Raw genomic sequence first — 24,468 nt, 5'->3', positions numbered from 1 at the left:
GGTGGGGGGACAGACATCGGTCGGGGAACAGGCATCGGAGCGGCACGACAGAGAACTCGACGCCGCACTCGAGCAGGATCAGCATCATCGGTACCACCTGCCGACCCTGGAATTCTCGGTCCCTTCGCCCGACAAGCATCCATTCGTCATGTGGGCGTGGGGCCTGCTGCGCCTCGACTTCACCGGAATCGCGTTCAGCGCGTTGTTCTTCTGCTGGTCGCTGACTCCGTCGCTGCTCCCGCGCGGCTGGCTGTTCCAGGGCATCATCGGCGGTATCAATTCGGCCATCGGCTACGCGTTCGGTGTGGCGGTCGGATGGGCGGTGACGCGGTGGTGGTTGTCGTCCCGATCGTGGTGGCCGTTGCCGCGCGCGGTCGATCGCGCCGTCAAGATCGCTGTGCCGGTCGTGGCTGTCGCGGTGTCGATGATCATGCTGGCCATCTCGGCGGAATGGCAGCGTGAGCTCGCTGCACTGATGGACGCGGAGGGCACCACCACAACGGGTTATTTACGAACCGGGGCACTCAGCATCGCCATTGCGGCACTGCTGATTTCGCTGTGGCGGGTGTTGCGCGACGTCGTTCGACTGCTGGCCCGCCAGATCAACCGCGTGGTGAAGATGCCACGGGAAGTGGCCAATGCGCTCGGAGTCGTCCTCCTCGTCGTGCTCTCCGTCGCACTGGTTCAGGGCGTGCTGCTACGTGCGGTCTCGGCGGTCACCAACTCGGCATTCAGTCTGCAGAACGACGAAACTCGGGACGGGGCAGAACAACCTGTCGCCGACGAGCGATCCGGCAGCCCGAACTCGTTGGCTCCCTGGGACACCCTGGGATTCGAGGGTCGTAACTTCGTTTCCAGCGGTCTCCGCGCCGACGAGATGGAACGGGCCACGGGCCGCCCGAGTCTCGAGCCGATTCGGGCATACGCAGGATTGGAAACCGCGGAGACCCAGGACGAACGACTCGACATCGTGGTCGCCGAACTCGAACGCACCGGGGCCTTCCAGCGGCAGGCCCTGATCGTCGTTCCGACGACGGGCACCGGGTGGGTCAATCCCACCGCCATCGAAGCGGAAGAGCTCATGTTCGACGGCGATGTCGCGACCGTCGCATCTCAGTATTCGTATCTGCCCAGCTGGATCTCGTTCATCGCCGAGGGCGACAAGGCGGCTCAGGCAGGCAAAGCGCTCATCGACAAGGTTCACGATCGCTGGCTGCAGGAGCCGGAGGCCACCCGCCCCAAGTTCTACGTCTACGGCGAGAGCCTCGGGACTCAAGCCGGGGAGGGTGCTTTCGACGGTTTGGCGGACATCAGGGCCGTCACCGACGGAGTCCTGTGGGTGGGACCGCCGAACAACAACCGCATCTGGAGTCAGTTCGTCAGCCGACGCGACCCGGGCAGTCCCGAGGTTCGGCCGGTCTACTCCGAGGGCCTGACGGTTCGCTTCGCCGACAACTCGTCGGGCATCCCGCCGGAGGACCAGCCGTGGTACGCACCGCGGATCCTGTACGTCCAGCATGCCTCGGACCCGGTGGTCTGGTGGTCGCCGGATCTGCTCTTCGAGCGGCCCGACTGGCTTTCCGAACCACCGGGGCCGGACCGGCTGCCGAGTATGCGATGGTTCCCGGTCGTCACGTTCTGGCAAGTGGCAGCCGACCTGACGAACGCTGCGGGCGTCCCCGACGGACACGGCCACAACTACGGCACCCTGGTGCTCGACGGCTGGGTTGCCGTCGCCGCACCCGAGGGCTGGACCGACCGCGACACCGAACGAGTCCGCGGAGTCATGGAGCAATTCGCCGGGCGAGACGGTCCCGAGAAGTGAGAACCGCTCTGACAACCGGACTGGCGACGACGGCGTGGAGTACCTACATCCTTCCCGCGCTCGGTCTCGATGCCCGTGCGCGAGCGGTGGCCAACGCCTCGTTCGCAGTCGGTGTGGCTGCACTGTCTCGAACGAGCGCGGACGAGCTCGGTCTGCGCAACTCTGCTGCCGGTCTGAAGTGGGGCGCTGCGGCGTCGGCGATTCCCGTCCTCGGATCTGCCGTTGTCGCCGCGATTCCGTCGTTGCGACGCCGGGTCCGGCCGTCCGAGGACGAGCTGGCCGAGTGGGTGCTGTTTCGAATACCAGTGGGAACGGTGCTCACCGAGGAGTTGCTGTTTCGCGGTGTGCTCGACGCCGCCTCGCCGGCCCTGTCACCGATTTTCTTCGGCCTGTGGCACATTCACCCGGCCCGCGCTGCAGGCGACACCGTGATCGGAACGGTAGTGGCGACGGCTGCGGCCGGTGTTGTCTTCTCATGGCTGAGGGCCCGCAGTGGGAGCATGCTCGCCCCGGCGCTGTTGCACTACTTCCTCAACGCGAGCGGCGCAGTGCTGGCGCATCTCGCTGCGAACGACAGGAGTCGGTAGCAATGCCACCGCACAAGGAAGTCAGCCCCGCCGAGGTACGCGACGCAGTTCTGGCGGTCGGGGAGTGGATCAAGGGTGAGGCGGACAAACCGGCTCGCGCACAGATTGCCGCGGCAGTGCGCACCACCGCCAGAACACTCGGCCAGAATGCGCCCGGATCTTCGGTGGAGGTGCGCGTACCGCCGTTCGTTGCGGTGCAGTGCATCGTCGGACCTCGTCACACTCGCGGAACTCCACCGAACGTGGTCGAAACCGATGCTCTGACGTGGCTGCAGGTGGTGACCGGAACCCGGGATTTCGCCGAAGCCCTCGCCGACGGTTCCATCGATGCGTCCGGTAGCCGGGCAGCCGAAGTGGGCCGTTGGCTGCCGTTGCTGTCCATCAAATGACGGTGCGAATCGGACACTCGTTCATCTGGTGGGAATCTCCCGTCCACACGATGCGTTGACTCCGGCCGTGTGCCCGTAGACTCAGGCACGGCCCCCCGCCCCGTCCCCCAAGGGAGCATTGCCCGTGACCAACGCCGATTTGTCGGTCGACAGTCCGAACCTTCTGGTAAGCAAACCTCTCGACGAACCGGAGAACGAGCCGCGCGAAGAGTGCGGAGTGTTCGGAGTATGGGCACCGGGCGAGGATGTGGCCAAGCTCTCTTATTACGGCCTCTATGCGCTGCAGCACCGCGGTCAAGAAGCTGCCGGAATCGCAGTGTCCGACGGCTCGCAGGTGTTGGTGTTCAAGGATCTGGGCCTCGTCAGCCAGGTGTTCGACGAGCAGACGCTGGGGGCAATGCCCGGGCATGTCGCCATCGGACACTGCCGCTACTCCACCAGCGGTTCGGTGACGTGGGAGAACGCTCAGCCGATCTTCCGTACCACCACTGCGGGTACCGGGATTGCGCTCGGCCACAACGGAAATCTCGTGAACTTCGCCGAGCTCGCCTCCAAGGCTCGAGATGCGGGCCTGATCAACGATCGGTTGCAGGGCAACGGCACGTCGGATTCCGACGTGGTGACGGCGCTGCTGGCACACAAGGCCGCCGATTGCACCATCGAGCAGGCCGCGATGGAACTGCTGCCACAGTTGAAAGGCGCGTTCTGCCTCACCTTCATGGACGAGCACACGCTCTACGCTGCCCGTGATCCGCACGGTGTGCGCCCGCTGTGCCTCGGCCGTCTCGACCGCGGCTGGGTGGTTGCCAGCGAGACCTCCGCGCTCGACATCGTCGGTGCCGCGTTCGTTCGCGATATCGAGCCGGGCGAGCTGCTCGCGATCGATGCCGACGGCGTTCGGTCCTCGCGTTTCGCGTCCCCCGAGCCCAAGGGTTGCGTGTTCGAGTACGTCTACCTTGCGCGTCCCGACAGCGTGATCGGTGGCCGATCGGTCAACTCCACCCGGGTCGAGATCGGTCGGCGTCTCGCCAAGGAACACCCGGCCGAGGGTGACCTCGTGATTCCGGTGCCCGAGTCCGGTACGCCTGCGGCAATCGGCTTTGCGCAGGGATCGGGAATTCCCTACGGCCAAGGGCTGATGAAGAACGCTTACGTGGGCCGCACGTTCATTCAGCCGTCGCAGACCATTCGTCAGCTCGGCATCCGGCTCAAACTCAATCCACTCAAAGAGGTCATTCGGGGCAAAAGGCTGGTGGTGGTGGATGATTCGATCGTCCGCGGCAACACCCAGCGTGCGCTGATCAGGATGCTGAGAGAAGCCGGTGCACTCGAAATCCATGTGAGAATCGCGTCCCCGCCGGTGCGGTGGCCGTGCTTCTACGGCATCGACTTCGCTTCTCCCGCAGAGCTGATCGCCAACGGCGTCGACTCGGAGGATGGGATTCTCGAAGGCGTTCGCCAGGCCATCGGTGCCGATTCGCTGGGGTACATCTCCATCGACGGCATGATCGCGGCGTCCGAGCAGCCCGAATCACGGTTGTGTGCAGCATGTTTCACCGGTAAGTACCCGATCGATCTGCCCGCCGACAATGCGCTCGGCAAGCACGTTCTCGAGGGTCTACTGGCGTCGGCGGCCGGGCAGCCGGTGGCCAACGACGCAAATGTGAGCGCTCTCAGTCGCCCTTGACCTGGTCTTTTCCTCGAGGGAACAACAGGGTTTTCTCAATGCCACATATTGGAAACAGTCCATCGGTACTGTCCCGAGTTACATAGGACACACCGATTTGGATAGAGGCATCAGATGACCCTGTCGCCCGACGACGGACGCATGCTGCGCTACAGCGCCGCATCAAGGACAGCCGTGCGCAAGCACGGCAAGAAGACCGCTGCAGTGGCAGCACTGTCGGTACTCGCATTGACGGCCGCAGCGTGTGGCTCGGGCCGCACCGACGCCGGCGGATCCGGCGATGGCGGCGGAGACACGATCACCGTCGGCACCACCGACCAGGTGACCTCGCTCGACCCTGCGGGCTCGTACGACAACGGCTCGTTCATGGTGATGAACCAGACGTACCCCTTCCTGATGAACTTCGCGCCCGGCAGCTCCGAGCTCGAGCCCGACGCAGCCGAGAACTGCGACTTCTCCGAACCGACCGTCTACACGTGCACCCTGAAGGACGACCTGAAGTTCGCGAACGGCAACCCGCTGACGAGCGAAAGCGTGAAGTACTCGTTCGACAGGATCGTCGCGATCAACGATCCCAACGGTCCCGCGTCGTTGCTGACCAACCTCGACAGCATCGCGACACCGGACGAGAAGACCGTCGAGTTCACGTTGAAGGCCGCGAACGATCAGACGTTCCCGCAGATCCTGGCAACACCGGCAGGTCCGATCGTCGACCAGACGGTGTTCCCGGCGGACAAGGTTCTCGACGACGACGCCATCGTGGCGGGCACCCCGTTCGCCGGCCCGTACTCGATCTCGAGCTACGCCAAGAACTCCCTCGTCAGCTTCACCGCCAACGGTGACTACAAGGGCATCCTCGGCACCCCGAAGACGTCGTCGATCAACACGAAGTACTACACCAGCTCCGACAACCTCAAGCTCGACGTGCAGAACAAAGCCATCGACGTCGCGTGGCGTTCGTTGACCCCGACGGATGTCGAATCGCTCGGCGGCGTGGACGGTCTGACCGTGCACGAGGGACCCGGCGGCGAATCGCGTTACATGGTCTTCAACATGAACACGATGCCCGGCGACACCCCCGATCAGAAGCTGGCCGTACGCAAGGCAATTGCGGCCTCGGTCGATCGTCAGGCGTTGTCCGAGGGCGTCTACAAGGGCACGTACACCCCGCTCTACTCCGTGGTCCCGACCGGTCTCGAAGGCTCCAACAAGGCATTCTCCGACGTCTACGGTGAGGCACCCAACCGCGACGAGGCAGCCGGATTCCTCTCGGCCGCAGGCGTTGCCACCCCGGTGCAGCTCAACCTGCAGTACAACCCGGACCACTACGGTTCGTCCTCGAGCGAGGAATACGCCGCGATCAAGAGTCAGCTCGACGCGACGGGCCTGTTCAACGTGAACCTGCAGTCCACCGAGTGGAGCACGTACACCAAGGAACGCGTCGCCGACGCCTACCCGGTGTACCAGCTGGGTTGGTTCCCGGACTATCCCGATGCCGACAACTACCTGACGCCGTTCTTCGCGCCGGACAACTTCCTGCAGTCGCACTTCGAGAGCCCGGCGATCACGTCACTGCTCGATCTCGAGCGCACCACGGCCGACGAGAATGCTCGGATGCAGATCATCGGCCAGATTCAGACCGAGCTCGCCACGAACTACCTGCCGACGCTTCCGTTGTTGGAGGGCAAGCAGATTGCCGTCGCGACCAACGAGATCAGCGGCGTGGACGAGACGCTCGACGCCTCGTTCAAGTTCCGGTTCGTCACTCTCGCCAAGAGCTGACGGCGTGCCCACTACCGACAGCACGACGGTAGAGGGCGAGAAGCAAGCACAGCAGGCGAGCGCGCCGTCACGGTACGGCGCGCTCGCCCGTTATCTCGGGGTCAGATTTCTGCTGATCATTCCGACTGCCTGGATTCTCGTCACCGTCGTCTTCTTTCTGATGCGGGTGATCGGTGATCCGATCACGGCGGCCCTCGGTGGCCGCCTACCTGCCGAACAGATCGCCCAGCGCAAGGCCGAGGCCGGCTACGACCGGCCGATTCTGACGCAGTACTGGGAGTACCTGACCGGCTTGCTGCGCGGCGATTTCGGCCGTTCCGCGACCGACAACCGCGCGATCAGTGACGTCCTGCTCGTCAACGGTGCAGCCACTCTGGAACTGGCCTTCTGGGCTTTGCTGGTGGCCTTCGCCGTCGGTATTCCGCTCGGGTTCTTCGCCGCTACCCATCGCGACCGGTTCGGCGACGCCTCGTTGCGGATCTTCGCGATCCTCGCGTACGCGGCCCCGGTGTTCTTCGTCGGAATGCTGCTCAAGCTGCTGTTCGCAGTCAAGCTCGGCTGGCTCCCGGTGGCCGGACGAGCCAGCACCAATGTGGAACTGGCACTGCAGAACGTCTCGCCCAAGACCAACATTCTGATCGTGGATTCGTTCCTGTACGGCGAGTCGAGCTACACCGTCGACGTGCTGGAGCATGCGGTGCTGCCCGCTCTCGCCCTCGGCCTGTTGACGGCCGGTGTATTCCTGCGGCTGGTGCGCGTCAACCTGATTCAGACGTTGCAGGCGCCGTTCGTCGATGCCGCTCGAGCTCGCGGGTTGAGCGAGGGCACGGTGACGAGGCGACACGCGTTCCGCAACGCGATGATTCCCATCGTCACCGTCATCGGCCTGCAGATCGCCGTGCTGCTCGGCGGCGCGGTGCTCACCGAAACCACCTTCGAGTGGCAGGGCCTGGGATACGAACTTGCCCGGTACCTGCAGGCCCGCGATTTCGTTGCGGTGCAGGGCATCGTGACGTTCCTGGCCGTGGTGGTCGCCGTCGTCAGCTTCGTCACCGACGCGATCGTTGCACTCATCGACCCGAGAGTGAGGTTCTGATGAGCACCGAAGTCGTGCTGTCCGACGTACCTCCCACCCGTCCACACCGTCGAGGATTTCCCGGCGTCGCGTTCGTCAAGTCCACCTCGGGATTGCAGCGTGTCACGCTGATCGTCGGGTTGGCGCTGATGGTGGCGTTCGTCATCGCGGCGGTGTTCGCGCCGCTTCTGGCGCCGTACGGGTTCTCGCAGACCAGTGATGCCGGGCAGGATTTCGCTCGCCAAGCGGCTCCGTCCGCCGAGCACTGGTTCGGCACCTCGGTCCGCGGCGAGGATGTGTTCTCGCGTGTGATCTACGGTGCCAGAACAGCATTGATGGTGATCGCCTCGTCGTTGATTCTCTCGCTGATCATCGGCGTTCCGCTAGGGCTCGCCTCGGGTTACATCGGGCGCTGGTTCGACCGCGTGCTCGTTCTGTTCATGGACGCGATGTACGCATTCCCGTCTCTGCTTCTCGCGGTGGTCATCTCGATCGTCGTGGCGGGTGGACAGTCGTCGAGCTTCGGCGGCATCGCGTCCGCGGCCATCGCCATCACGGCCATCTTCGTCCCGCAGTATTTCCGGGTGGTCCGCAACGCCACGGTGGCGGTCAAGACCGAACCGTACGTCGATGCCGCTCGGGTCACCGGTGCCGGCACGCCGCGAATCCTGTTCCGCCACATCCTCGCCAACGTGGTGCAGACGCTGCCGGTCATCATCACCCTGAACGGGGCCGAGGCCATCCTGACCCTGGCCGGGCTCGGGTTCCTCGGGTTCGGCATCGAACCCACTTCCGCCTCGGAATGGGGCTACGACATCAACAAGGCACTGCCGGACATTTCCAACGGCATCTGGTGGACGTCGGTGTTCCCGGGCCTCGGCATCGTGCTGGTGGTTCTCGGTCTGACCATGGTGGGCGAAAGTGCAAGTGAGACACTCAATCCGTTGCTGCGCACCCGCAAGAAATTCAAGAAGGCGGTGAAGGTATGACATCGAGCGTCGCGACTCCACGAGAGTCCGCATTGTCGGTGAAGTCGTTGTCCGTCACGTTCCTCACCGATGCCGGCGAAGTCGACGCCGTCACCGAGGTCTCGTTCGAGGTGTATCCCGGCGAGGTACTGGCTGTGGTGGGGGAGTCCGGCTCGGGCAAATCCGTCAGCGTCCGTTCCGCCATCGGACTGTTGCCCGATACCGCACGCGTCGAGGGACACGTGGTGCTCGGTGGCCAGGACGTGACGAGGCTGAGCAACAAGGCGTGGGCGCAGTTGCGCGGCAACAGGATTTCGATGGTGTTCCAGGAACCGGGGAGCGCTCTCGATCCGCTCTTCACCATCGGCTATCAGATCGTCGAGGCGCTGCGTGCGCATACCCGCGCGGACGGTAAGCGGATGTCGGCGAAGGATGCCAAGGCGCGGGCTGTCGAGTTGCTGACGATGGTGGGTCTGCCCGACCCCGAGCAGCGCTTCTCGTACTACCCGCACGAGCTCTCGGGTGGGCAGAAGCAACGAGTGATGATCGCGATCGCCATCTCGTGTGAGGCGAAGGTCATCATCGCCGACGAGCCGACCACCGCCCTCGATGTCACGGTGCAGGCCGAAATCCTCGAACTGCTCCGCGATCTCAAGGATCGGTTGGGCTGCGCCATCGTGCTCATCACCCACAGCATGGGTGTGGTGTCCGATCTGGCGGACCGCGTCGTCGTCATGCAGAACGGCCGCGTCGTCGAGGAAGCGCCGGTGGCACAGTTGTTCGACGCCCCCGCAGACGATTACACCAAGAAGCTGCTGGCCGCGGTGCCGACTCTCGCTGCGGTGGAGTCGGACAAGACCGTCGACATCTCGGGCGAACCGGTACTCGACGTCTCGCGGCTGGTGGTGCAGTTCTCCGGTGGTGTCGGCTCCCCGGCGTTCCGGGCAGTCGACGACGTCTCACTCACCATTCACCGCGGGGAGACCCTCGGCTTGGTGGGTGAATCCGGCTCGGGTAAATCGACCATCGGCAGATGTGTTGCGGCACTGCAGAAGCCGACAAGCGGCAGCGTGACGGTGATGGGGCAGAACATCGCCGGTGTCAGTGAACGCAAGCTCAAGCCCCTGCGCAAACGCTTCGGCTTCGTCTTCCAGGACCCGTCGGCGTCACTGAACCCCCGACTGACCGTAGGACAATGCATCGCCGAGCCGATGATCGTGCACAAGTACGGCTCCAAGGATGCGATCGTGGCCAGAACCACCGAACTGCTCGACGCCGTGCAACTGCCGTCGGGCACCGACAAGCGGTACCCGCACGAGCTCTCCGGTGGACAGCGGCAGCGCGTCAGCCTGGCACGCGCACTGGTGCTGGGTCCGGATCTGGTGGTGGCAGACGAGCCGACCAGCGCGCTCGACGTCTCGGTGCAGGCAGCGGTGTTGGACTTGTTCGAGGCTCTACAGCAGGAATTCGGTTTCGCATGCCTGTTCATCAGCCACGACCTCGCCGTGGTGGACCGCGTCGCGCATCGTGTGGTGGTGCTGCGCAACGGGGGAATCGTCGAAGAGGGAACACCGTGGAAGATTCTGCGAGCCCCGGAGGCGGACTACACCAAGAAGCTGTTGGCTGCGATTCCCGGCAAGCGCCTGCACACGTGAGTTCTTCTCCTGACCGGGCACTCCGGTACCGTTAGGGCGCTATCTGCGCTCGAAACGGGCGCTGACATGAACGAGTACACAGGCTGGAGCCGAATGACCGAGGAATCCCAACCCACGAGCGCAACTCACTCGGGCGGTGCCTCCTACGCGGCGGCCGGGGTCGACATCGCCGCAGGAGACCGAGCAGTGCAGCTGTTCGCGCCGCTCGCCAAGAAGGCCAGCAGGCCCGAGGTCATGGGCGGTCTCGGCGGTTTCGCCGGTCTCTTCGCGCTCAAGGGCGATTACCGTGAGCCGGTCCTGGCGGCCTCGACCGACGGCGTCGGCACCAAGGTGGCCGTGGCACAGGCCCTCGGCAAGCACGACACGCTCGGTCTCGACCTGGTGGCCATGGTCGTCGACGATCTGGTCGTCTGTGGAGCCGAGCCGCTGTTCCTTCAGGATTACATCGCCGTGGGCCGCGTTGTGCCCGAGCAGGTCGCAGAGCTGGTCAAGGGCATCGCCGAGGGGTGCATCATCGCCGGCTGTGCATTGCTCGGCGGCGAAACGGCCGAACACCCGGGGCTGATGGCCGACGGTGATTACGACCTTTCGGCAACGGGCATCGGCGTCGTGGAGGCGGATTCGATCCTCGGCCCCGAGCGCGTGCGTCCCGGTGATGTCGTCATCGGCATGGGGTCGTCCGGTCTGCACTCCAACGGCTACTCCCTCGCTCGCAAGGTGCTGCTCGAGATCAACCACATGGACCTCGGCGGACATGTCGAGGAGTTCGGCCGCACGCTCGGCGAGGAACTGCTCGAGCCCACCAAGATCTACGCCAAGGACTGCCTCGCGCTCGCAGCCGAGACCGACGTGCGCACGTTCTGCCACGTCACCGGTGGCGGACTGGCCAACAACCTCTCCCGAGTCATGCCCGAGGGACTAGTGGCCGAACTCGACCGCACCACGTGGAGCCCGGCCCCGATCTTCTCGCTGATCGCTCAGCGCGGCCGTGTCGAGCGGGCCGAGATGGAGCAGACGTTCAACATGGGTGTCGGCATGGTCGCGATCGTCGCTCCCGAGGACGTCGACCGCGCCCTGGCGGTGCTCACCGCACGCCACATCGACTGCTGGACCCTCGGCACGGTGAAGAAGGCCACCGGCAAGGACATCGCCGACGAGCGTGCGTTGCTGCAGGGCAACCACCCGAGGTTCTGATCGGGGCCTTACTGCACGAACAAATGAGGGGGAGCCGCACTGCGGCTCCCCCTCAGTCGTTCGGTGCACAGTACTAGCGTCGCCAGTCCTCGTACTCGTCTTCCTCGACTCGGGAATGCACATCCGAGTCAGAGTGGATGCCACGATGGGAGTTGGACGAACCACCGGAGAGTTCTTTCTGCAGACTCTCCAAGTCCGTTGTCGGCGAGCTGTACTTGAGCTCACGAGCGACCTTTGTCTGCTTTGCCTTAGCCCTGCCTCGGCCCATGGCGGTGCCCCCTCGCGGACTTGCGGGGCGGCCTGGGGAAATTTGGCGGCCCCGTTAGAGTTGGTATTTCTTCCTGGCACACACTCTAGCGCGCGAATCGCCGCGATGCGCATACGGTGCCACGTGTCGGTGGTGGGTACCGCGGCGCGACACGCCCGGGGCGCGGGCCCGCGCTGCCCGTACCTGCACATATCCGTGCTCCGGCAAACTATCTTTGCCACGCGACACGAAAACTACGTGCTGCGCGTCATGGCCTCCGCAACCTTTTCAGCGCCGCCGCCGCGTCGCGATGCACCTTCGGTGCCAAACCGGGCTCGTCGAGCAGAGTGGCCATCGCGGTCGCGTCGGTACCTCGGAACAAGTCGCGAACCGTCACCCCGTGCTGCGGCACCGACTCCACAGTCACGGCGTCGCCGCTGCGAAACACACCTGGCTCAACGACCCGGAAGTACGCACCCACATCACCTCGATCCGCAAAGCGACGGATCCACCCCGGCTCACCGATCCATCGCGCGAACGTGCCGCAGGGCTTACGGGCGATGGTTGCTTCCAGCATCACCGTTCCGACGCGCCATCGAGACCCGATCACCGCGTCGGTCACCGCAATACCTTCGGTGCGAAGGTTCTCGCCGAATCGACCCGGCAGAACCGGCACCCCCAACTCGTCGGCCCAGTACTGCGCCTCGCCCTCGTCGTAGGCGTACACAGCCTGATCGAGACCGCCGTGGAACTTCGTGTCCCGGCAGTGGTCTCCGCCGATGCCGAGCTCGTGCACATCCACCGGTCCCTCGACAGGCCGCTTGTCGATGCCGCTGTCCACGACGCCGCGACGTCCGAACGGAACATCGGCATGCACGACGCAGACAGCGAGGACGGTCCCGGTCACCGGCCGCGGAGGCGGTCGACGGCAGCGCGGCCGGCCTGAACGTCGTCGTAGGACGGGATCGAATCGGGATCGATCGACGCCGCACACGGACCCGCTTCGAGGGCGGTGTCCACCGGAATCGTTCTCTTGAGCAGAGCCAGGGCGATCGGGCCGAGCTCGAAGTGATCGATGACGGTACCCAGACGCCCCACCGACCGTCCGCCTGCGGTGACCGGATCACCGGTGCTGGGCCGACCGTCCGCGGAGCCGTCGAGATGCAGCAGCACCAGGTGCCGCGGCGGTCGACCGAGGTTGTGGACCCGCGAGACGGTCTCCTGGCCTCGGTAGCAGCCCTTCTCCAGGTGCACGGCACCGAACTCGGCGGCACTGCCGATCCAGCGAACCTCGTGCGGAATGGTCTTCTCGTCGGTGTCGACGCCCACGCGCGGACGCAACGATTCCACCCGCAACGCGTCGAACGCCCAGGTTCCGGCCGGGGCGGCACCGGCATCGCGTAGTCGGAGGAACCATTCGGTGAGGTGCGCGCGGGGAATCACCACGTCGTACGAGTTCTGGCCGGGCCACGGCATCCGCCGAACGAATCCGCCGCCGTCGATCGCCGACGCACCGTAGATCTCGCTCGGAGCCGGCACACCGGCCTTGTCGAGGACCGACGCCGCGTCGGATCCCAGCACGGTGAGAACGGCCACATCGTCGGCCTCGCGAGGTTCGGCTTTCGCCCAGAACACCATCTTCTTCAGAAACGACAAAAGATCGGGGCCCGCGGCGCGTTCGGTATCGATGTATGTGACGCCGTCCAAGTCGGTCTGGACGAAGTGGTGCTCGATGCGGCCGTTGATGTCCAGGCTCAGGTTCTCGGCCGAGCTGCCGTCGGGCAGGTTCGAGACGAGTTGGCTCGAGATCGTGTTCAACCAGCTCAGGCGTTCGTCTCCGCTGATGGCGAGGACGAAGCGATGGGATCGATCGATGACGGCGGCTCCACTGACAGCGTCGCGCTGTTCGCCGAACGGATTGCCGTAGTGCCAGGCCACCCCGGCGTCGACGCTGTCGTCCGGCGATGGAACTGCACCGGGGAGAGTGAGAAGAGGACTTGGGCTGATCGTCACGGAATCGGACACCACTCCATAGTAGGAGCCCGACGGTTTACCTACGCGCAACGCGTCCGATATCAGGGGGCGCCGTGCCCTGTCTAGGTTTCGAGCCGTGAAAGCTTTGAGACACCCCGCAGCGCAGATCGGCTTGGCCGCAATCGGCGGAATCGTGTTCGGACTGATCGTCGGTGACTGGGCCGCGAACCTGAAGTTCGTCGGCGATCTGTTCATCCGCCTGATTCAGATGTCGATCGTGCCGCTGGTCATGGCATCGGTGATCGTGGCGACGGGATCCATGTCCGGAACAGGCACCGGCAAGATCGCGGTGCGAACGTTCAAGTGGATGATCGGCTTCTCGTTCGTGGCAGCTGTGCTGGCGTGGCTGCTGAGCGTTCTCATCCGGCCCGGTGCAGGCATGGAATTCACTGCGCAACTCGACCCGAGCCTGGAAGAGAGCGCAAGCGAGGCGCTCGGCTGGCAGGACACCTTGCTCAACTTCGTCTCGACCAACGTCTTCAGCGCGATGTCCACAGCGACGATGGTGCCGATCATCGTGTTCTCGTTGCTCTTCGGAATTGCGCTGCGCAGCCACATCACCAAGACGGGCGACACCGGCGTACTGACGTTCATGGATCAGATTCAGCAGATCGTCCTGACGATGATTCGCCTGGTCATGTCCATCGCTCCGGTCGGTGTCTTCTGCCTCCTTGCCGCTCTCGCGGGAGATGTCGGATTCTCGGTCGTCTCGACCGCGTTGAGCTACTTGGGGACCACCCTGCTGGGAGTACTCATCCTGTTCGCACTGTTCGTGGTCGTGGTGACGGTACGAACCCGGTTGGATCCCAGAAGCTTGCCGAGCAAGCTCACCGAGCAGACGGCCATTGCTGTCACGACCACGAGTTCTGCAGTCACCTTTCCGACCGTTCTGAAGAACACCGTGGAGAAGGTGGGCGTCAGTCAGAAGGTCGCGAACTTCACGCTGTCGATCGGACTCACCATGGGTTCGTACGGCGCGGTCCTCAATTACATGATCGTCGTGATGTTTCTTGCGCAGGCCGGCGACGTCGATCTCAGTGTCGGCCAGATTGCCCTCGGAATGGGTCTGGCGATCCTGCTGAACATGGGCACGATCACGGTGCCGGGTGGATTCCCGGTGATCGCGATGTTCCTCGCAACGTCGTTGGACCTGCCGTTCGAGGCGGTTGGCCTGTTGATCGCCGTCGACTGGTTCGCCGGAATCTTCCGCACCTTCCTCAACGTCAACGGCGACACGTTCGTCGCGATGTTGGTAGCCAACGCCGACGACGAGATCGACCGTGACGTCTACAACGGAACCAAGACGGTCGTCGCCGAGGACATCGACCTCGACGAGTACCGCGACGTGATGGCGCAGGCAGATCGAGCCGACTGACCGTCTGGCTCTACAGTGACGGCCATGGCCGATTCGGTAGTGGTGACGTTGGACGGCCGAGTGCACGACGCCGGACAGCCGTTGTTGTTCGCCGACGACCTGGCTGCCGTACGCGGCGACGGGGTGTTCGAGACACTGCTCGTGCGGGGCGGTGCAGCCTGCGCTGTGGAGTTGCACCTGGCCCGTCTGGCGGCGTCGGCAGCGGCACTGGAACTGCCTGCTCCCGATCTCGACGAGTGGCGAACGGTGATCGACAAGTCCGTCGGTCTCTGGACCGAGGACTCGGTGGATGAAGCGGTGCTCCGGTTGGTGCTCAGTCGGGGACGCGAGAGCGGCGGAGAGCCGACGGCGTTCGTGACGGTGGGGCCCCTTCCCGAGCGGGTGCGGACAGCGCGAGCGAACGGAGTGTCGGTGATCACGCTCGATCGAGGCTATTCGGTCGAGTTCTCGTCTACTGCGCCGTGGCAGCTCGCGGGAGCCAAAACATTGTCGTACGCGACGAACATGGCTGCGCTGCGGCACGCGTCCGCCCAGGGGGCCGACGACGTCATCTACCTGAGTAGCGAGGGCCGGGTACTGGAAGGTCCACGGTCCACGGTGGTGCTCGCGCGCGGTACGACACTCGTCACACCGTCGGTGGAGCAGGGCATCCTGGCCGGAACCACCGTCGCCGGGTTGTTCCACGTTGCCGAGGACGTCGGCTGGACCTGCGAGCGCGGACATGTCTACCCGGCGGATCTCATTGCGGCAGATAGCGTTTGGCTGGTCTCTAGTGTCACTCTCGCGGCACGGGTGACAGCGATGAACGGCGTTGTTCTCGGTCGTCCCGGGAGCGGCGAACAGGTCTCCGAGATGGTCGATCGAGCCGTGGAAGTCGCCGCCGCAAGATAGGTGCCCTACGACCCTGCCGAAAGACTCTTCCCTACTACTACTTGTAGTAGTACATTCGAATCAGTCGCGGGCCAATGCCCTGACCTGCGGTGTTGCCCGTCACAGCTCGGGTGGAAGAGTTCGGAGTATCGATGGACGCGTTGGATGTCTCGCGGTGGCAGTTCGGTATCACCACCGTTTACCACTTCATTCTCGTACCTCTCACGATCGGCCTAGCGCCGATGGTGGCCGCCATGCAGACCATGTGGGTGATCACCGGGAATGATTCCTGGTACCGGCTGACCAAGTTCTTCGGCAAGCTGTTTCTCATCAACTTCGCGCTCGGCGTCGCGACGGGAATCGTCCAGGAATTCCAGTTCGGGATGAACTGGAGCGAATACTCGCGCTTCGTCGGTGACGTGTTCGGCGCGCCCCTCGCGCTCGAGGGGTTGGTGGCATTCTTCCTCGAGTCCACGTTCCTCGGGCTGTGGATCTTCGGGTGGAGCAGACTTCCGAAACTCGTTCACCTGGCGACTATTTGGCTCGTTGCCATCGGCGTCAACGCCTCTGCCTTCTTCATCATCGCAGCCAACTCCTGGATGCAGCATCCCGTCGGCGCGATCTACAACGAGGAGACCGGCCGCGCCGAGCTCACCGATATCTGGGCGCTGCTCACCAACAACACTGCGCTGGCGGCCTTTCCACACGCCGTTGCAGGTGCGTTCCTCACCGCCGCAACCTTCGTCGCCGGAATCTCCGGTTGGTGGATGGTGCGCGAGGCGCGCAAGAAGAACGCCGAGAACGAGCTCGACACGCTCCCGGCCACCGACTCGCGCTCGATGTTCCGATCGGCAGCGCGCATGTCCTTCATCGTCATGATCGTCGCAGGCGGCGCGCTCGCCATCACCGGAGACGTTCAGGGCAAGCTGATGTTCGAGCAGCAGCCGATGAAGATGGCATCCGCAGAATCGTTGTGCGACACAGAAACCGGAGCCAGCTTCTCGCTCCTGACCGTCGGTACCCACAACAACTGCGAATCCGTGGTGCACCTCATCTCGATTCCCGGCCTCACCTCGTTCCTGGCGGAGAACGACTTCGGTGCCACCGTGCAGGGCGTCAACCAACTACAGGATCAGTACGAGCAGCAGTTCGGCCCGGGCAACTACAAGCCCAACCTTTTCGTCACGTACTGGGCCTTCCGGATGATGATCGGACTGGCCGCAGGCTCGGCCCTGCTCGCCATCGCGGGATTGTGGGTCACCAGAGGTGGCCGGATTCCCGACCAGAAGTGGTTCTCGTGGTTGTCGCTGCTGGCCATTCCGACTCCGTTCCTGGCCAACAGTGCCGGCTGGATCTTCACCGAAATGGGCCGTCAGCCATGGGTTGTCGCGCCGAATCTCTCGGGAGTCGACCAGATCCGGCTCACCGTCGATCAAGGCGTCTCCGACCATCCCGTCGGCCTCGTCGTCGCATCGCTGGTGACCTTTACACTGCTCTACGCCGCTCTCGGGGGCGTCTGGTTCTACCTGCTTCGACGCTACGTCATCGAAGGACCTCTCGACCACGACGCGCACCCGCACGTCGACCCGCCGGACTCGGAAGACGAAGAGCCCAAACAGCTCTCGTTCGCGTACTAGGGGATAGCCATGTCACTGCCCGAATTCTGGTTCCTCATCATCGCCTTCTTCTTCGTCGGCTACTTCGTGCTCGAAGGCTTCGACTTCGGCGTCGGCATGCTCATGCCCATCCTCGGCAGGCACCCGGACGCGGCGACGGGTGAGAAGCGCAGGCGTGCCGTCCTGAACACGATCGGTCCGGTCTGGGACGGCAACGAAGTCTGGCTCATCACCGCAGGCGGTGCCCTGTTCGCAGCGTTTCCCGAGTGGTATGCCACGTTGTTCTCGGGCTTCTACTTGCCGCTGCTGTTGATCCTGGTGGCGCTGATCCTGCGTATCTGCGCCATCGAATGGCGCGGAAAGATCGACGACCCGACGTGGCGTCGACGTTGCGACATCGGAATCGGCATCGGCTCGTGGGTTCCGGCGGTGCTGTGGGGCGTCGCTTTCGCCAACATCGTGCGCGGAGTCGCGATCGACGAGAACAAGAAGGTCACCGCAGGGTTCTTCGACCTACTCAACCCGTACGCACTGCTCGGCGGAGTGACGATGGCCGTGGTGTTCGCACTGCACGGTGCCGTGTTCATCGCGCTCAAGACCTCCGGGGATGTACACGAGGACTCGGTGAGAATGGCAACGTGGCTGTCGGTTCCGGCGGTGCTCGTCGGCGGATCCTTCGCGCTGTGGACACAACTCGCGTACGGGAAGACCTGGACCTGGGCACTCGTCGCGGTGGCAGCAGTGGCCCTGCTGCTTGTCGTCGCGCTGACGGCGAAAGTACGCGAAGGCTGGGCATTCGTCTTCACCAGCATCGCCATCGTCGCCGTCGTCGTGCTGCTGTTCGCCTCCCTGTTCCCCAACGTCATGCCGTCCAGCACGGACGCCGCCTTCGATCTCACCATCGCGAACGCGTCGTCCAGCCCGTACACGTTGAAGGTGATGACGTGGGCCGCGGCTTTCGCTGCCCCCGTCGTCATCGGTTACCAGGCCTGGACGTACTGGGTCTTCCGGCAACGCATTTCGAGCGCTCAGATACCCGACTCGATCGGACTGACGGTGAAGTCGTGAGCGCACCCGCCCGCTCGCGGGCACCGGTCGATCCCAGACTGTGGAAATATTCTCGCTCCGCGCGGGGCTACCTCGTCGCGACGGTCGGGCTGTCGACGGTCGTCACCCTGTGCATCATCGTGAGCGCGCTTGCCATCGGCCGCGTTCTGGCCGGTGTCATCACCGACCCGACGGCCAGGTCGTTGTCCGACTGGACCACGGAACTGGTGGTGCTGGGATGTGCAATGGCAGTTCGTGTGCTCGCGACCGGAGCCCAGTCGCGGTACGCGCACCGTTCGGCATCGCGGGTGGTGGCCGAGCTGGAACTCGAAGTGCTCACGACCGCAACTCGTTTCGAGCCTCGAGAGATCGACTCCGAACGTGACGAGCTGGCGGTCGTCGTGACTCGCGCCATCGGCGGATTGCGGGCGTACCTGATCGGCTACGTACCGGCTCTGGTGCTGGCCGTCATCGTCACCCCGTTGGTCCTGATCGTCATCCTCACCCAGGACGTGACGTCGGCGGTGATCATCGCGGTGACCCTGCCGCTCATCCCGATCTTCATGATTCTGATCGGACTGCTGACCAAGGGGCGAGCGGCTGCGACGCTCGACACGATGACCCGGCTGTCGGCGCAGTTGCTCGATCTGTTGGCCGGTCTGCCGACATTACGCGCGCTGGGGCGCGAACACGGGCCCGCCGCCCGCATCCGAGCACTGGGCGATGCACATCGGCGAACGACGATGCGCGCGTTGAAGGTTGCCTTCCTCTCGTCGATGGTTCTGGAATTGCTCGCGACCCTGTGTGTCGCGCTGGTGGCCGTCGGCATCGGACTGCGGCTGGTCTTCGGGGAGATGACACTCGAGGCAGGCATCGTCGCGTTGATCCTCGCGCCCGAGGTGTACTTTCCACTCCGGTCGGTAGGTACCCAATTTCACGCGGCCGAGGACGGCGTCGAGGCCGCGAGCCGAGCCTTCCGAGTGTTGGATCGGCGGACGGTTCGGTCGAGTGGTGGTCGCACGGTCGACGCCTCGGCCGCGAACATCGAACTCGACGGGCTCACCGTCGCGAGTCGGGACGGCGAGGCTCCGGCAGAGCTCAGTGCGGTGTGCCGAGCGGGCACCATCACGGTGCTGACCGGACCGAACGGTGCGGGAAAATCGACTGCGCTACAGGCGATCCTGGGTCTGACCACGCCTTCGAGCGGCGCGGTGAGAATAGGGGGAGTGCCGGTGGCCGACCTCGACCTCGAACAGTGGTGGGCGCAGGTTGCCTGGCTGCCGCAACGGCCGGTGTTGTTGCCCGGCACGCTGTACGAGAACGTCACGCTGCACGGAGTGCCCGATTCGGATGCCTTGGACGCGGCGTGCCGTTCGGCCGGCTTCGACGAGGTTCTCCGAGATCATCCGGCCGGCTGGGACACTCGCGTCGGTCAGGGCGGAGTGGGGCTGTCGCTCGGCGAACTGCAGCGCCTCGCCCTCACCCGGACCTTCGTCTCGAATGCGCCGGTCATGGTGCTGGACGAGCCGACCGCACACCTGGATTCGGAGCGTGAAAAGACTGTGCTGCAGGCTGTCCGAGCCGCTGCCGACCGAGGAGTGACCGTGGTGGTGGTGGGTCACCGGCGGTCGGTGTTGCATGCCGCCGACCGAGTGGTCGAAGTACGCAGTGACGCGACCCTGCACTCGGAGTTCGATCATGTCTGATCTACGTCGGGCGTTGACGTTGTTGGAGCTCTCCCCGCGGCGGGTGGCGGTGGCGGTGGCCGCCGGAGTGGCGACGCTCGGGAGTGCGCTGGCTCTGGCGGCGCTCTCGGCATGGTTGATCACCCGAGCCTGGCAGATCCCACCCGTGCTCGATCTGTCCGTGGCCGTGGTAGCCGTTCGGGCGCTGGGCATTTCGCGGGGAGTGTTCAGATATCTGGAACGACTGTCCACACACGATGCGGCACTGCGCGGTACGACGGTAGCCCGCACCGGAATCTACGAGAGGTTGGCGAACGGAAACGGGGCGATCCATCTGCGGCGCGGTGACGTTCTCGCTCGCACCGGAGCGGACGTGGACGTGCTCGGCGACGTCGTCGTGCGGGCGGTCGTGCCCATCTGTGTCAGTGTCGTGATGATGTTCGCGGCGGTGGGTCTGCTCGCCGGCATTGCGCCTGCTGCCGCGTCGATCCTGGCGGTGGCGTTGCTGATCGCCGGAGTGGGAGCACCGATGCTGGCGGCGCGGTCGGCGAGGATCGCGGAAGAGGCCGGTGCCGACGCCGACGCACGGTTCGCCGAGTCGGCCGTCCGTGCCCTCGACCACGCCGCGGAACTGCGGGTCGCCGGGCGACTCGACGCAACACTGGCCGAAGCTCGAAGCGCAGCACAGGATTCGGTGGTTGCCCGGGACCGCGCCGCCCGTCCGTCGGCCATGGCCGATGCCGCTGGGCCGCTGTCGATCGGAGCGTCGGTGATCGGGTCGTTGCTCGTCGGAATCGGGCTGTACGGACCGGACGGAGGCACCGCCGGCGGTATGACGCCGATGGCACTGGCGATCATCGTGTTGGTTCCGCTGGCTGCGTTCGAGGCGACTGCCGCGCTCCCCGGGGCTGCTGTCGCGCTGATGCGCGGCCGAATCGCAGCGACCCGAATCATGGCGATGCTCGATGCGGCTCCGCCGCTCCATGTGAGCGCCTCCCCGGTTGGGTCGTTCCGCGGGCTCCACTCCCGCTCGACCCCTGCTACGAACTTCCGTGCACATGCGCGAAGCGCTCTCATCGGTCCGAGTGGATCGGGTAAAACGACGATGTTGCGCGCACTGGCCGAGGAATACGGCTCGGACGCAGCGCTGTTCGCTGAGGACGCGCATCTGTTCGACACCTCGATTCTGGAGAATCTGCGGGTGGTACGCGGCGACGTGGACGAACAGGAAGCAGCGGAGGCACTGCGGAAAGTCGGCCTCGGCTCGTGGCTCGACGCGATGCCCCTCGGTGTCCATACGACCCTGGTGGGCGGCGCACAGGCGGTGTCCGGGGGAGAACGACGCAGGCTGCTGCTCGCGCGCGCTCTGCTCGGTACCGCACCGATCGTCTTGCTGGACGAGCCGACGGAACACCTCGACAGAGTCTCCGGGACGCGGATACTGCGAGAGCTGCTCACCTCCGACGGCGGCCTGTTCGGTGCCGACCGAACCGTGGTGGTCGTCACCCATCAACTGCCGGAGGATACCGACGCCGACCAGGTGATCGACCTCGGCAAAGACTCGAAGAAAAAACCCTTTGCCGACTCGGAATCTCCGGCGTACGTTGGGAGTACACGAGAGAGGAGGTGGTCTGAAGTTGATGAACTCTAGGACGCGTGAGGTGGCTGTCAGCTAGCCGCTATCGCTGACGGATTCACTGCGAAGACCGCGCGAGCGGCAAGCGAATCCCAGGCAGCTACCCGGCCCCCGAGCCCCCGACCTGTCCGGTCGGGACCTGAAAGCAGGTACGGCTCGGGGGCCGTTCGCGTGCAACGAGCAGAGAGAGATTCAGCCGATGTAACGAGAGAGTCGTGCGGAAAGCCGCGGTGCGAGTGGGCCGTCGGCGACGACACGTTCCTCGACGTACGCCAGATCTCCACCCTCGACGATGCCGTAGAGCCGCTTCGCCCCGCCGACCAGCGCACCCGAGGTGCTGCGGATGACCACGTCGGTGGCGAGTTCCCAGGAGGACTTGGTGAGTGCGTGTCCGTAATAGAGTTCGACCACACCAGTGCTGTGGGTCAGCAGTAGCTCGATGACCTCTTCGTTCTCGGAACCCTTGACGCCGTGGCCGCCGCTGACGCGCCAGAATCCGGTCTCACGGAGGTCGGGGTGAGCGTAATTGCCGTCCGAGTCGAGCCGCCACGAGCGCGATTCCCAGCTCAGGTAGCTACCGCCGTCGTGGGTGATGACGATCTGCTGTCCGAAGGGGTAGTCGGTTCCCAGTTCGGGGTCGTGCCCCTCGCCCTCGCCACGCCAGACGCCGACGAGCGGCAACAGAGCCAGCATCGACGGGTTCAGATCGGGGCCGAGCCGCAGGTTGGCGGTGTCGTCGGGATGAGGGATATCGGGCAGTATCGGGACGTTGCGCGACGATGCCTCGGCGAACTTCTGTTCGGCCGCCGCTATCGCTTCGTCACCACTGGTGATGGGGGCGTCGTGCCTCTCGTCGGCCTTGCCCTCGTCACCACTGCCGGGTTGTCCCGCAACCGGATCCGTCACGACTCGTCGTTGACCAGTCGGTAGACGACGTAGAGCGAGAACGCGATGATGGCTATTGCCGCAAGCACCAGCAACAACTCGAAGAAGATGACCACGGAAACGAGTTTAACCCGCATAGTTTCCCACCGAGAACAGCGGCCCGAATCCGACGTGTGTCCTTGGTGACATTTACCCGAGTTTGCCGCCCCAAGTGCGCTGGATCACTCGCACTGGTGGAGAAATCCCGCACAACGGGTACCTTCTTCGGGGGACGTCGGGCGCTCGCGGGCGAATTGTCGACGTGTTTACAGTGTTGTGTCGTGAAGGCTGGGGAGGGCTCTGCAAAAATGCTGCGTCGTAAGCGTGTTCTGACATCGTCGTTCGGTTCCGTGTTGCTTCGATCGGCGGTCGTCACACTGGCGCTGGCGCTCGCAGCACCCGCTGCTGCGTTGGCCGCCCCCGACTCGGGCTCGTCGAACTCGGGCTCGTCGGATTCCGGTTCCGCCGACTTCGGGTCCTCTCAGGGCCCGAACATCGATCCGAACAACTACGCGCAGGACTGCCCGGACGTACTGCTGTTGGCGGTGTCCGGCGCCACCGACTCGGACTCGGATCGCAATCCGCTCAACGAAGAAGCGCAGACGATCGCGTCGAACTGGGTCGGCAACGTCACCGTTCCGGTCGGTGAGGCGAACGCGGACAGCCCCGGCACCGTCGGATGGCTCTATGTTCCGTATTCCTCCACGTACGGTTTCGACGTACTCGACAACGTGCCGACCTACCAGGAGTCGATCGCCGACGGCATCGCGTCGACCAATCGGTTGATGGACGAGTACAAGACCAAGTGCGGTGAGAAGACCAAGTTCGCGCTGCTCGGGTACAGCGTCGGCGGTGAAATTCTCGATCGCGTGACAAGGGAACTCGGCCACCGTGACCCCAACGCTCTCGTCACGTCCGACGACGTCGTCGGTGTCGTCATGGTGGGGTCGCCCTACCGCCCGGCCGGCGTGCCGAACTTCGGTGACGAGGTGGGCCAGTCGCTCGGCGGCTTCATGGACCAGTCGCCGCGGGACTACGGGTCGATGACCGACAAGGTCACCTGGTCGTGTCGTCCCTACGATCTCGCCTGCGATTCGCCGGACAAGATCGAACTGCTGCAGCTGGCGCTCGGTGTATTCGGTCAGATGCGGTTGACGCTGCTCAACCCGGTGCAGACCGTCTCCGACTTCGGTCGGACGGTCGCCTCCATTGCCACCCGCGCGATCATCGACATCGCCACGAACAAGTCGTGGCTCGAGTCGGACGAGACGCTGCTGCAGGTTCTGGTCAAAGTCTCCGACCGGCAGTATCAGGTGGACGACGAGCAGGCTGCCGCAGCGCTGTCTCCCGAGCAGCTGCTCGCCGATCTCAATTGGGCTCTCGGGCCCGGTGCCGAGACCGTGAAGGCGAAACTGCGCGCCGAAGGCGAGGGCCTGGTGGAGAACAACAAGGGCATCGTCGACGTCGTGCTCGGTCCCTACTTGGCAATCGGCTTTCTGCAGCACCTGTCGTACTGGTACAACGACCCCAACGACGGTTACGAGTGGGAGAGCGAGAAGATGGTTGCCTGGGTGACCGATCTGGCTCGTACCGAACGCGAGAAGAACAATGCACCCCCCGCGGTGGATCCGGCCACGCCCGAGGCTCCCTCGACCGAGACGCCCACGACCGAGACGCCCACGCCTGCCGCCGAGCCCCGACTGCTACCGGAGCCGGGAACGCAGACTCGCGTCAGTGACTTCGGTGCCTTCCTCGAGTCTCAGGGCATCCCGGTCCCGGAGGGGCTGTTCCCGCCGCAGTACTCCACGGTTCCCGAGCGCACCACCGCAGCGCCCGTGCCCAACTGAACGATCTCCGGCCTGGACAGAAAAG

20 protein-coding genes are annotated in these 24,468 nt (G+C 64.6%); 16 read left to right on the top strand and 4 right to left on the bottom strand.

Annotated features, from left to right (window positions below; genetic code table 11):
• The first annotated feature begins 97 nt into the window (after positions 1 to 97).
• The 9 genes from O4220_RS03915 (at position 98) to purM (ending at position 11,162) form a co-directional block, all read left to right on the top strand.
• Positions 98 to 1,825, top strand: a complete 1,728-nt coding sequence (locus tag O4220_RS03915; RefSeq protein ID WP_420030327.1) for an alpha/beta hydrolase — start codon at positions 98 to 100, stop codon at positions 1,823 to 1,825.
• On the top strand, positions 1,822 to 2,412 hold the full coding sequence (locus O4220_RS03910) for a CPBP family intramembrane glutamic endopeptidase (protein WP_269602295.1): 591 nt from the start codon (positions 1,822 to 1,824) through the stop codon (positions 2,410 to 2,412). The genes O4220_RS03915 and O4220_RS03910 overlap by 4 nt, the downstream gene beginning before the upstream one ends.
• 2 nt (positions 2,413 to 2,414) lie before the next feature.
• Complete coding sequence (locus tag O4220_RS03905) at positions 2,415 to 2,801, top strand: sterol carrier family protein (protein WP_269602294.1); 387 nt, start codon at positions 2,415 to 2,417, stop codon at positions 2,799 to 2,801.
• 124 nt (positions 2,802 to 2,925) lie between these two features.
• The gene (purF, locus tag O4220_RS03900) at positions 2,926 to 4,488 is read left to right on the top strand and encodes an amidophosphoribosyltransferase (RefSeq protein WP_269602293.1); all 1,563 of its coding nucleotides are present in this window, start codon (positions 2,926 to 2,928) and stop codon (positions 4,486 to 4,488) included.
• Positions 4,489 to 4,629: 141 nt separating this feature from the next.
• Entirely contained in the window at positions 4,630 to 6,270 is a 1,641-nt protein-coding gene (locus tag O4220_RS03895; protein WP_420030326.1) for an ABC transporter substrate-binding protein, read from the top strand.
• 109 nt (positions 6,271 to 6,379) lie between these two features.
• A complete protein-coding gene (locus tag O4220_RS03890; protein ID WP_371833921.1) occupies positions 6,380 to 7,366 on the top strand; it encodes an ABC transporter permease in 987 nt (328 codons plus the stop codon).
• Positions 7,366 to 8,334: an ABC transporter permease gene (locus tag O4220_RS03885; protein ID WP_269602289.1), complete on the top strand. Its 969-nt coding sequence runs from the start codon at positions 7,366 to 7,368 to the stop codon at positions 8,332 to 8,334. Before O4220_RS03890 ends, O4220_RS03885 begins: the two co-directional genes overlap by 1 nt.
• Positions 8,331 to 9,968, top strand: a complete 1,638-nt coding sequence (locus O4220_RS03880; RefSeq protein ID WP_269602288.1) for an ABC transporter ATP-binding protein — start codon at positions 8,331 to 8,333, stop codon at positions 9,966 to 9,968. Before O4220_RS03885 ends, O4220_RS03880 begins: the two co-directional genes overlap by 4 nt.
• A gap of 93 nt (positions 9,969 to 10,061) precedes the next feature.
• The gene (purM, locus tag O4220_RS03875; RefSeq protein ID WP_269602287.1) at positions 10,062 to 11,162 is read left to right on the top strand and encodes a phosphoribosylformylglycinamidine cyclo-ligase; all 1,101 of its coding nucleotides are present in this window, start codon (positions 10,062 to 10,064) and stop codon (positions 11,160 to 11,162) included.
• 73 nt (positions 11,163 to 11,235) lie between these two features.
• On the opposite strand, the gene O4220_RS03870 is transcribed toward purM, so the two are convergent.
• The 3 genes from O4220_RS03870 to O4220_RS03860 form a co-directional block, all read right to left on the bottom strand.
• Positions 11,236 to 11,430 (bottom strand): DUF3073 domain-containing protein, encoded by a 195-nt coding sequence (locus tag O4220_RS03870; RefSeq protein WP_008719426.1) that lies wholly within the window; start codon positions 11,428 to 11,430, stop codon positions 11,236 to 11,238.
• Between the two features lie 247 nt (positions 11,431 to 11,677).
• Positions 11,678 to 12,316: an MOSC domain-containing protein gene (locus tag O4220_RS03865; protein ID WP_269602285.1), complete on the bottom strand. Its 639-nt coding sequence runs from the start codon at positions 12,314 to 12,316 to the stop codon at positions 11,678 to 11,680.
• The gene (locus O4220_RS03860) at positions 12,313 to 13,434 is read right to left on the bottom strand and encodes a YgfZ/GcvT domain-containing protein (protein ID WP_269602284.1); all 1,122 of its coding nucleotides are present in this window, start codon (positions 13,432 to 13,434) and stop codon (positions 12,313 to 12,315) included. Before O4220_RS03860 ends, O4220_RS03865 begins: the two co-directional genes overlap by 4 nt.
• An 85-nt stretch (positions 13,435 to 13,519) precedes the next feature.
• On the opposite strand from O4220_RS03860, the gene O4220_RS03855 reads away from it, so the two are divergent.
• The 6 genes from O4220_RS03855 (at position 13,520) to cydC (ending at position 21,687) form a co-directional block, all read left to right on the top strand.
• On the top strand, positions 13,520 to 14,818 hold the full coding sequence (locus O4220_RS03855) for a dicarboxylate/amino acid:cation symporter (RefSeq protein WP_269602283.1): 1,299 nt from the start codon (positions 13,520 to 13,522) through the stop codon (positions 14,816 to 14,818).
• Between the two features lie 24 nt (positions 14,819 to 14,842).
• Positions 14,843 to 15,709 carry an aminodeoxychorismate lyase gene (locus O4220_RS03850; protein WP_269602282.1) on the top strand — a complete coding sequence of 289 codons (867 nt, stop codon included), beginning with the start codon at positions 14,843 to 14,845 and terminating at the stop codon, positions 15,707 to 15,709.
• 131 nt (positions 15,710 to 15,840) lie between these two features.
• Entirely contained in the window at positions 15,841 to 17,325 is a 1,485-nt protein-coding gene (locus O4220_RS03845; RefSeq protein WP_269602281.1) for a cytochrome ubiquinol oxidase subunit I, read from the top strand.
• A gap of 9 nt (positions 17,326 to 17,334) precedes the next feature.
• Complete coding sequence (cydB, locus tag O4220_RS03840; RefSeq protein WP_269602279.1) at positions 17,335 to 18,372, top strand: cytochrome d ubiquinol oxidase subunit II; 1,038 nt, start codon at positions 17,335 to 17,337, stop codon at positions 18,370 to 18,372.
• Positions 18,369 to 20,057 carry a thiol reductant ABC exporter subunit CydD gene (gene cydD, locus O4220_RS03835; protein ID WP_269602278.1) on the top strand — a complete coding sequence of 563 codons (1,689 nt, stop codon included), beginning with the start codon at positions 18,369 to 18,371 and terminating at the stop codon, positions 20,055 to 20,057. The genes cydB and cydD overlap by 4 nt, the downstream gene beginning before the upstream one ends.
• Positions 20,050 to 21,687, top strand: a complete 1,638-nt coding sequence (gene cydC, locus O4220_RS03830) for a thiol reductant ABC exporter subunit CydC (protein WP_269602277.1) — start codon at positions 20,050 to 20,052, stop codon at positions 21,685 to 21,687. Before cydD ends, cydC begins: the two co-directional genes overlap by 8 nt.
• Before the next feature lie 177 nt (positions 21,688 to 21,864).
• On the opposite strand, the gene O4220_RS03825 is transcribed toward cydC, so the two are convergent.
• On the bottom strand, positions 21,865 to 22,506 hold the full coding sequence (locus O4220_RS03825) for an FABP family protein (RefSeq protein WP_269602963.1): 642 nt from the start codon (positions 22,504 to 22,506) through the stop codon (positions 21,865 to 21,867).
• 371 nt (positions 22,507 to 22,877) lie between these two features.
• Here O4220_RS03825 and O4220_RS03820 point away from each other — a divergent pair, with 371 nt between their 5' ends.
• Positions 22,878 to 24,443: a cutinase family protein gene (locus tag O4220_RS03820; protein WP_269602275.1), complete on the top strand. Its 1,566-nt coding sequence runs from the start codon at positions 22,878 to 22,880 to the stop codon at positions 24,441 to 24,443.
• The last annotated feature ends 25 nt before the right edge of the window (positions 24,444 to 24,468 follow it).

It is taken from the genome of Rhodococcus ruber (assembly GCF_027270735.1).
GTDB lineage: Bacteria > Actinomycetota > Actinomycetes > Mycobacteriales > Mycobacteriaceae > Rhodococcoides > Rhodococcoides rubrum_A.
The sequence above is the reverse complement of the archived record's forward strand: the minus strand, read 5'-3'. Positions and strand labels throughout refer to the sequence as shown.